Here is a 9,759-nt window from a genome sequence, read left to right on the forward strand (position 1 = left end):
CCTTTTTCTCTCTCAAATTCACTTTGGCTTAAGGAAGAAGAGAGATATTCCTCCAAATAAGACAGACATTCGTCTTGGGAATACTTACGATATTCACGCATGTTACTAAATAATTTGTGTCAACTTATTTAGTACACTACAGTTTTTTTTCGACCTCAATACTCAAAAGTTCACACGAGATTTGCTGCAAAAAAATAACCGTCGCCCGACTTTCTGCTTCGGACGACGGTTATACATTATAACAAACGACACAGATTAATAGCTATGCTCGTCTTCTTTGATTTCTTCCATGGTCAGCGGCTTACGGTCGATGGCACGCCATGCATAAATAATGTAGGCCAGCACAAAGGGAACTAAAATAGACACATAGGCCATGGTTTTCAGGGTAAACTGGCTGGAACAACTGTTGGCGATGGTCAATGAACTCTGTAAATCGGCTGTAGAAGGATAATAAGCGGTATGATTATAACCTACGACCAACAACAGGGACAGCACCGTCAGCACCGTACCCACACCGGCAAACCAGATGCCACGGGTATAGGCCTTACAGAAAATGCTTTTCCCTAAACCATACAACACCCCGACTACTCCTAACAGGAACAACACCAACAGATAAGGCATCGCTATAAAGTTATGGAAATACTTGAAAGGTTCCATCACAATCTGTCCCGTTTCCGGATTAACGGCAAACCCGTCTTTCAGCAAAGTGCGAATTACAAATGCCAGAAAGAATACAAGGAAGGGTACCGCATCGGCTATCAACTGACGACGGAAACGGGCATTCAACGCTTCATGACGGATGTTGTTAATGAAATAGAGGTTTCCTAACAGGCGGGCAAGGAAGAGCACCGCAAACCCTAAAATAAGGTTCCACGGGTCAGCAAACGCATCCAGTCCATGCCATCCGTTACCCCAATGGCTGATGACCGGCATCATTTCGTCGGTAAGATTTCCTTTGCTCACCACAAAGTTGGAGCCGTTGAAGAAAGTAGCGACAGCCGCTCCCAACAATAGCGGACCCACAATGCCATTCAGCACCAGGAAGAACTGATAGGTACGCTTGCCCAACCAGTTGCCGAGCTTTGACTGAAACTCGTAGGACACAGCCTGAAGCACAAAACTGAAAAGAATAATCATCCACAACCAGTAAGCTCCTCCGAAGCTGGTGCTATAGAACAAAGGGAAAGAAGCAAAAAAGGCTCCTCCGAAAGTGACCAGGGTGGTAAAGGTAAATTCCCATTTACGTCCGGTGGAATTGACCAGCAACGTACGTTCTTCTTCTGTACGTCCTAAGCAATACAGCAAGGAGTTTCCTCCCTGTACGAACAGCAAAAAGACCAGCAAAGCTCCCAACAAGGAAACCAGGAACCACCAGTAATGCTGCAAGAATATATAAGTTGAATCCATATTATTCGGTTTTAAAATGATATATCAATTAGTTTATTTTTCTTCCGGACCTTTACGGATGGCTTTTACCATGATACCGATTTCGGCTATAAGCAGCACGGTAAACATGATAAGGAAAATGAAGAAAGTGGTTTGCACGGAGCCTGTTTCCAGTTTTGACACCGCCGCATTGACCGGCAGCAAGTCTTGAATCGTCCAGGGCTGGCGTCCCATTTCAGCCACAATCCATCCGGCCTGACTGGCTACATAGGCCAACGGGATGCTCCACAAGGCAATCCAGTGCAGCCAGTTGAGTTCTGCCAGCCGCTTTTTCCATACGAGCAATAAAATAACCAGGAAGAACAATATGAAATACATACCCAAGCCCACCATCACACGGAAAGACCAGAAAAGCAGGCCTACATGAGGTACAAGGGCTTCTTTGTCCTGAATGTATCCGTAGCCGAAATAAGGCATGTACTCATTCAAGGCACTGCGTGCAATCCGCATAGAAGCTTCATCACCTTCCTGTTTTGCCCGACGAAAATCGGCCAATGCGGTAATGGCTTTCTTACCGTTCACCATCTTTTCATCTGCCGAAAGAGCCGTTGAACCATCGGGTAACGTATAGCCTCCTTCCAACAAGTTGTTGATACCCGGCACATATCCCGCCGTACTATGCGTAGCAAGGAAGGAAAGCATTTCGGGTATTTTGATAGAACCTACCACCGTCAGAGGCTCATGCGTACCTCCTTCATAAAGCGCTTCCATTGCGGCTAATTTCATCGGTTGCACCTGAGCCACCTGATAGGCAGACTTATCGCCTGTACCGGCTGTTACCAGGGCAGCAAACAATCCGACAGCCGCTGCCACCTTCATGCTGGCAAGTGCAAATTCTTTTTCACGTTTACGAATCAGGTACCAGGCACTGACTCCGATGACGAAAGCGGCTCCGAGCATCCAGCTACTTAACACGGTATGGAAAAATTTCACCACTGCCACTGGCGAGAAGGCCACTGCCATGAAATCAACCATTTCGTTTCGCATGGTTTCTGGATTAAACTCCATTCCTACCGGATATTGCATCCAGGAATTAGCCACCAGAATCCACCAGGCCGAAATAGTGGCTCCTAAACCGGTAAGCCAGGTAGAAGCCAGATGAAAACCTTTGCTCACCTTGTGCCATCCAAAGAACATGACAGCCACAAAAGTAGCTTCCATGAAGAAGGCTAAAATACCTTCTATGGCCAGTGGAGCACCAAATATGTCACCTACAAACCAGGAATAGTTACTCCAGTTCGTACCAAACTGAAACTCCAGAATCAAACCGGTTGCCACTCCAATGGCAAAGTTTATTCCAAACAGTTTCATCCAAAACTTTGCCGTACGCTTCCAGAATTCATTTCCTGTACGTACATACAATGTCTCCATTGTAGCCATAATCACAGCCAGCCCTAAAGTCAGCGGCACAAACAGCCAATGGTAAATGGCGGTCAAGGCAAATTGTGCCCTCGACCAGTCAATCATTGAAGTGTCGATTGTTTCAAGCATAAGAAATTACTTTATCAGTTACTAATATAAATAAGGTATAGTTATTCTGCCATCCGGTTTGTCAGCTCCAGGCCCACATAATCCTGCTTCTCGGTCTCCGTCTTTCCTTCCAGGAAGGAAGGGAAGAAAAACAGTTTCAGCACAAAAAACATGACAAAAAGCTTTATCAAGATAATCGCCCAAAGGACACGTCCCCAGGTCATCTCCCGAAAACCATCACGATAAAAATAAAAAACACGAATGAGATTCTTTTTAATCATAGTCTATTTTTATAATGATTACAAAGTAAGTACTTTATCGGGAAAAAACAAGGGTTTATCGAGATATTCTGTGGGTAAATCTATCTATTTTGCCTCTTTTTTTATTATGAAATACATTTGCAATGTAAAAATTAAACGAAATATGAAAAAAAGAGAACTCATTTTCTTCGCCGCGCTCGCGACTTTCCTGTCGGCAAATGCACAGGAAAAACAAACCTGGTCGCTTGAAGATTGCATAAACTATGCGCTGGAGAAAAATATCCAGTTACAGCAGAACAAGATTTCCTTACAGGAAAGCGAAGTGGATGTAAAGACAGCAAAGGCTGCACTCTTTCCAAGCCTCTCGTTCAACACCGGACACAACATTGTGAACCGTCCTTATCAGGAAAACAGCGCCACAGTCAGTGGTACTGAAATCATCAGCAGTAACAATAAAACTACCTATAACGGCAGCTACAGTTTATCTGCACAATGGACATTATGGAATGGCGGACAGCGCCTGAACAACATCAAACAGCAAAAGAAGAATCAGGAAATAGCGGAACTGACCGTAGCCGAAACGGAAAATACGCTCAAGGAAGAGATTACCAAACTTTTCCTGCAGATTCTGTATGCAGATGAATCGGTAAACATTAATAAAGGTACGCTGGAAGTAAGTAAAGCTACCTATGAACGCGCTAAAGAACTTTTTAATCAGGGTAGTATTTCGAAAGCAGATTTGGCCCAACTGGAAGCACAGGTCGGTAATGACCAGTACCAGCTGGTAACCTCCGAAAGCTCACTGAGAAACTATAAACTTCAACTGAAGCAAATGCTGGAACTGGACGGAAACATGGAAATGGAGCTGGAACTTCCGGTACTTGACGATGAAAAAGTGATGCAGCTACTCCCCAATCAAGATGAGGTTTACCAAACGGCACTGGCCAACCGTCCGGAAATACAAAGCAGCAAGCTGAGTATTGACAATTCCAAGTTGGCTATTTCTGCAGCTAAAAGCGGGTATTATCCAAGTATCAGCCTGTCGGCGTCTACTTCCAGTACAACCAATAATGCAAGCCAGAACAACTGGGCACAACAGATGAAATACGGATGGAACAACATCATCGGCCTTACGGTGAGTGTACCTATCTTTAATAACCGACAGACCAAAAGTGCGGTAGAAAAAGCTCAGTTCCAATACAACTCTTCACTGCTAAACTTACAGGACAAGCAAAAAGGGCTTTACACCGAGATTGAAACGCTCTGGCTGGATGCACTCAATGCGCAGCAACAATATGCAGCAGCCGAAGTGAAACTGAAAAGCAGTCAGACCAGTTTTGACATGGTCAGTGAGCAGTTCAGACTGGGCATGAAAAATACGGTCGAATTGCTAACTGAGAAAAACAACCTGCTCAGTGCACAGCAACAACGGATTCAGGCCAAGTATATGGCCATTTTGAATCGTACATTACTCGATTTTTATGCAGGAAAAGACATTGAATTATAATCACCAAACAATATGAACAAGAAAAAAATAATTTTGACAGCCGGTGTCGTACTCGTGCTGGCTGTAGCAGGATTCTGGATTTTCGGAAAGAAGAATGCACAGGGCAAAGTAGACTTCGTCACTGAAAAAGTCACACGAGGTAATGTCAGCAATTCCATTACAGCTACAGGAACCATCGAACCGGTCACTGAGGTAGAGGTCGGTACACAGGTTTCAGGTATTATTGACAAGATATATATTGATTATAACTCCGTAGTAAAACAGGGGGAAGTGATAGCCGAGATGGATAAGGTAACACTGCTCAGTGATTTACAATCAGCGCAAGCTACATACAACGGCGCAAAGGCCGAATACGACTACCAGAAAAAACTATACGAGAGAAACAAAGCATTGCATGAAAAACAGCTGATCAGCGAAACAGACTACGAACAAAGTGTGTACGACTATGAACGTGCTAAAAGTACATACGAACAGACACAAGCAGCGTTAGCCAAAGCGGAACGGAATCTTTCATACGCCACCATTACTTCGCCCATCAACGGAATCGTAACGAGCAAGGACGTGGAAGAAGGACAAACCGTAGCTTCTGGTTTTGAAACTCCGACACTGTTCACCATTGCTGCCGACTTGACAAAGATGCAGGTAGTAGCCGATGTGGATGAAGCCGACATTGCCGGAATAAAAGACAGTGCCCGAGTTACCTTTACCGTAGATGCATATCCTGACGACGTGTTCGAAGGAAAAGTATATCAGATTCGTCTGGGAAGTGTAAACAGCAGCAGTTCAAGCAGCACCAGCACAAGCAGCGAAACAGTTGTCACTTACGAAGTGGTAATTACAGCCGACAATCCAGACCTGAAACTGAAACCCCGACTGACTGCCAACGTAACAATCTACACCGACACGCGCGAAAATGTACTGGTGGTGCCTAACAAGGCATTACGTTTTACTCCTGACAAACAGCTGGCAGGTAAAAAGAAAATCACCGATCGCGAAGGTATGCACAAAGTATGGACAATGGATGACAACGGCTTTACTGCACATCCTGTAAAAACCGGGTTAAGCGATGGAAGCCATACAGAAATTCTTGAAGGCCTGAGCGAAGGAACTCCCATTGTAACGGAAACAGTACTGAAAGGAACCAACAACAATGCCGACGCAGAGGCAATGACTGGCGGAGAAGAAAGAAGTCCGTTTATGCCTGACCCTCCGGGAAGTGACAAGAAAAAGCAAAAATAAGGAGATACTCTTATGAAAAAGACTGTCATAGAACTGCAAAATATAAAACGGAATTTCCAGGTGGGAGACGAAACAGTCCATGCCTTACGCGGAATTTCATTCAGCATTCAGGAGGGGGAATTCGTCACCATCATGGGAACATCCGGTTCAGGAAAGTCTACTTTGCTGAATACTTTGGGATGCCTGGATACGCCAACCAGTGGAGAGTATCTGCTCGACGGAGTATCTGTACGTTCCATGAGCAAACCGCAAAGGGCCGTATTGCGTAACCGGAAAATCGGATTTGTATTCCAGAACTACAACCTGCTACCCAAAACTACAGCTGTAGAAAATGTGGAACTCCCTTTGATGTACAACAGTTCGGTCAGTGCCGCTGAACGTCGCCGACGTGCCATTGAAGCCTTGACAGCGGTAGGACTGGCAGACCGCCTGGAACATAAATCCAACCAGATGTCAGGAGGACAGATGCAACGTGTGGCTATTGCCCGCGCACTAGTCAACAATCCGGCGGTAATCCTGGCAGACGAAGCCACCGGTAACCTGGATACACGCACTTCTTTTGAAATCCTGGTTCTTTTCCAGAAACTTCACCAGGAAGGACGTACGATTATTTTCGTGACACACAATCCGGAATTGTCACAATACAGCAGCCGGAATATCCGCCTGCGTGACGGACATGTCATTGAAGATGTGACTAACCCTCATATTTTATCTGCAGCTGAAGCACTGGCGGCATTGCCGAAAAATGATGACGATTGATGTGACTAATTAAAAAACGACTTATGAACGGAACAAACCTTTTTAAAATAGCTTTCAGAGCTTTGGCCAACAACAAGCTCCGTGCATTCCTGACCATGTTGGGGATTATCATCGGTGTGGCCTCTGTCATTGCCATGCTGGCCATCGGACAAGGCTCTAAACGAAGCATCCAGAAACAGATTTCTGAAATGGGCTCCAATATGATTATGATTCATCCGGGAGCTGAAATGAGAGGTGGAGTCCGGCAGGACCCTTCGAGCATGCAGACACTGAAACTGGAAAATTATGAAACATTGCGCGACGAGTGCATGTACTTGTCGGCCATCAGTCCGAATGTATCTGCCTCCGGACAGTTGATTTCGGGCTCCAACAACTACCCTTCTTCTGTAAGTGGAGTCAGCATTGGCTACCTTACAATTCGCCAGCTTACCGTAGAACAAGGTGAAATGTTCACAGAAGAAGATATACGTACGGCTGCCAAAGTCTGTGTCATCGGTAAAACAATTGTAGACAACCTGTTTCCCGACGGTCAAGACCCGATTGGAAAGATTATCCGCTGCAACCAGGTTCCTTTACGAGTAGTGGGAATACTAAAATCTAAAGGTTATAACTCTATGGGACAGGACCAGGACGATGTGGTATTATCTCCTTACACTACTGTGATGAAACGCTTACTGGCACAAACTTATCTGAGTGGAGTATTTGCCTCTGCCTTGACCGAAGACATGACAGAAGAGGCTGTAGATGAAATCACGAATATTTTAAGACGTGAGCACAAACTGAAGGAAACGGATGACGATGACTTCACCATACGTACGCAGCAAGAGCTGAGTTCCATGCTGAACACTACCACCGACCTGATGACTACCCTACTGGCCTGCATTGCCGGAATCTCACTGGTAGTAGGAGGTATTGGAATCATGAACATTATGTATGTAAGCGTGACGGAACGTACACGAGAAATCGGACTTCGCATGTCTGTGGGGGCCAGAGGGATAGATATTCTGTCACAATTCCTGATAGAATCCATCCTAATCAGTATTACCGGAGGCCTGATTGGAGTAATTTTAGGTTGTGGTGCCAGCTTCATCATCAAGAGTGTAGCTCACTGGCCTGTCTTCGTACAGCCCTGGAGTGTATTGCTGTCATTTGCCGTTTGTACATTTACAGGCGTATTCTTCGGCTGGTATCCGGCTAAAAAAGCGGCCGACCTTGACCCGATTGAAGCATTACGCTATGAATAAATAACGGAACTACTTTGTTCTTCATAACTTTGGTTTCCTGTCCGGCTGCCATTCAGCAGTGAATGTTTCCCCAACATAAACCGCTTGAGGTAGCCGGACTTTTATTAAAAAAAATCGTATCTTTGTCTTAAATCAATTCCGCATGGTTCATATAACTCACAACAAACACCGCTTACTTGAATTGACAATCCACATTATATGCTGGGGATTGTTTTTCGGATTTCCACTGTTCTTCACTCAAGATGACAGCGGCAGTATCGACTGGAGAGAGTTTATCAACCATTCTGGCGTGTCTCTTTCTTTCTTTATCATCTTTTATGTCAACTACCTGTTATTTATACCTAAAGTTCTTTTCAAAGAGCATACCGGACAGTATATCCTTCTAAATATTCTTCTTATCTTCGTTGTGTCCATCGGACTACGCTATTGGCACAACATCATTGCCTTTCCTCCCCCGGCTCCCCGACGTCCTCATTTACCTCCCCAATACATATTTTATATAAGGGATATTACGAGCATGATTTTCACTGTAGGATTAAGTGTAGCTATCCGTATGAGTCTACGCTGGAGTGCTACAGAATTGGAACGCCGTGAAGCCGTGAAAAGCAGAACTGAAGCAGAACTGAAAAACCTACGAAACCAGTTGAATCCACACTTCCTGCTCAACACGCTGAACAATATTTATGCCCTGACGGCTTTTGACACCGAAAAGGCACAACAAGCTATTCAGGAATTGAGCAAGCTACTGCGTTACGTTTTATATGACAATCAGGAAACATTTGTTCCACTGACTAAAGAAGTAGAGTTTATTCGAAACTACATCGAACTCATGCGAATACGGGTGTCGTCCGCTGTTAAAATCAATACAAACTTTCAAATTCGTCCAGACAGCCAAAGTCCGGTAGCTCCGCTGCTGTTTATTTCACTTATTGAAAATGCCTTCAAGCATGGAATCTCTCCTACCGAACCCAGCTTTATAGATATTTCGCTGACGGAAAAGGAAGATGAAATCCATTGCGTGATACGCAACAGCAATTATCCCAAAAATTCAACGGACAAAAGTGGATCAGGCATCGGGCTGGAACAAGTGCGCAAAAGGCTGGAACTGTTATATACCGGACGCTATGAATGGCAACAGCAAATAAGCCCTGATCAAAAAGAATATAGCTCCATTCTGACCATAAAAATACCTGACACCAATAAAAAGATACTGCCATGACTATAAAATGTGCTATTATAGATGATGAACCTCTGGCACTCGGCCTGCTGGAAAGTTACGTAAAAAAAACACCATCACTCGAATTGTGCGGTGCATATTCCAGTGCCATTCAGGCAATGGAACTATTGACAGATCATCCGGTAGACCTTATTTTCCTGGATATCCAGATGCCGGAACTGAACGGACTGGAGTTTTCCAAAATCGTTCCTGGAAGTACACGTATCATCTTTACAACTGCTTTCGGACAATATGCACTGGATGGTTACAAAGTAAATGCCCTTGACTACTTACTCAAACCTATCAGCTATACAGATTTCATGACAGCCGTCAACAAAGCTGTCCAGTGGTTTGAACTCCGGCAGAAAGCAGAAACATCATCTGGTGAAATCCAGTCTTCCGAGGATTTGAAGTACATCTATGTAAAAAGCGATTATAAGCTGATTCAAATCGAGTTGGATAAAATTCTCTATATTGAAGGACTGAAGGATTATATCAAAATACATCTGGAAGATAATCCACGCCCCATCCTCTCACTGGTCAGCATGAAAATGATGGAAGACAAACTGCCAGCCAACCGGTTTATCCGAATTCATCGTTCTTTTATCGTGCAAAAAC

9 protein-coding genes are annotated in these 9,759 nt (G+C 44.5%); 6 read left to right on the forward strand and 3 right to left on the reverse strand.

The features are described 5' to 3' along the window. Positions 1-255: 255 nt before the first annotated feature. The 3 genes from cydB to ACMJ0U_RS01360 are packed head-to-tail and all read right to left on the reverse strand — an operon-like array spanning position 256 to position 3,197. Positions 256-1,407, reverse strand: a complete 1,152-nt coding sequence (gene cydB, locus ACMJ0U_RS01350) for a cytochrome d ubiquinol oxidase subunit II (RefSeq protein ID WP_417127672.1) — start codon at positions 1,405-1,407, stop codon at positions 256-258. Between the two features lie 33 nt (positions 1,408-1,440). Next, the gene (locus ACMJ0U_RS01355; RefSeq protein WP_417127674.1) at positions 1,441-2,937 is read right to left on the reverse strand and encodes a cytochrome ubiquinol oxidase subunit I; all 1,497 of its coding nucleotides are present in this window, start codon (positions 2,935-2,937) and stop codon (positions 1,441-1,443) included. Between the two features lie 41 nt (positions 2,938-2,978). Continuing rightward, the gene (locus ACMJ0U_RS01360) at positions 2,979-3,197 is read right to left on the reverse strand and encodes a DUF4492 domain-containing protein (RefSeq protein WP_007562703.1); all 219 of its coding nucleotides are present in this window, start codon (positions 3,195-3,197) and stop codon (positions 2,979-2,981) included. Between the two features lie 142 nt (positions 3,198-3,339). On the opposite strand from ACMJ0U_RS01360, the gene ACMJ0U_RS01365 reads away from it, so the two are divergent. The 6 genes from ACMJ0U_RS01365 to ACMJ0U_RS01390 all read left to right on the forward strand — a co-directional run. Continuing rightward, positions 3,340-4,683, forward strand: coding sequence for a TolC family protein (locus ACMJ0U_RS01365; RefSeq protein WP_417127676.1), 1,344 nt, complete (start codon positions 3,340-3,342; stop codon positions 4,681-4,683). Between the two features lie 12 nt (positions 4,684-4,695). After that, complete coding sequence (locus ACMJ0U_RS01370; RefSeq protein WP_417127677.1) at positions 4,696-5,922, forward strand: efflux RND transporter periplasmic adaptor subunit; 1,227 nt, start codon at positions 4,696-4,698, stop codon at positions 5,920-5,922. A gap of 12 nt (positions 5,923-5,934) precedes the next feature. Further along, positions 5,935-6,681: an ABC transporter ATP-binding protein gene (locus ACMJ0U_RS01375; protein WP_417127679.1), complete on the forward strand. Its 747-nt coding sequence runs from the start codon at positions 5,935-5,937 to the stop codon at positions 6,679-6,681. Between the two features lie 23 nt (positions 6,682-6,704). Beyond that, a complete protein-coding gene (locus ACMJ0U_RS01380; protein ID WP_417127681.1) occupies positions 6,705-7,925 on the forward strand; it encodes an ABC transporter permease in 1,221 nt (406 codons plus the stop codon). Positions 7,926-8,067: 142 nt separating this feature from the next. Then, positions 8,068-9,144 (forward strand): sensor histidine kinase, encoded by a 1,077-nt coding sequence (locus tag ACMJ0U_RS01385; protein ID WP_417127683.1) that lies wholly within the window; start codon positions 8,068-8,070, stop codon positions 9,142-9,144. Beyond that, a partial coding sequence (locus ACMJ0U_RS01390) for a LytR/AlgR family response regulator transcription factor (protein ID WP_417127685.1) occupies positions 9,141-9,759 on the forward strand: 619 nt, incomplete at its 3' end. The genes ACMJ0U_RS01385 and ACMJ0U_RS01390, both read left to right, overlap by 4 nt.

Origin of the sequence: Phocaeicola sp. (assembly GCF_048170425.1) — a bacterium.
Taxonomy (GTDB): Bacteria; Bacteroidota; Bacteroidia; order Bacteroidales; family Bacteroidaceae; genus Phocaeicola.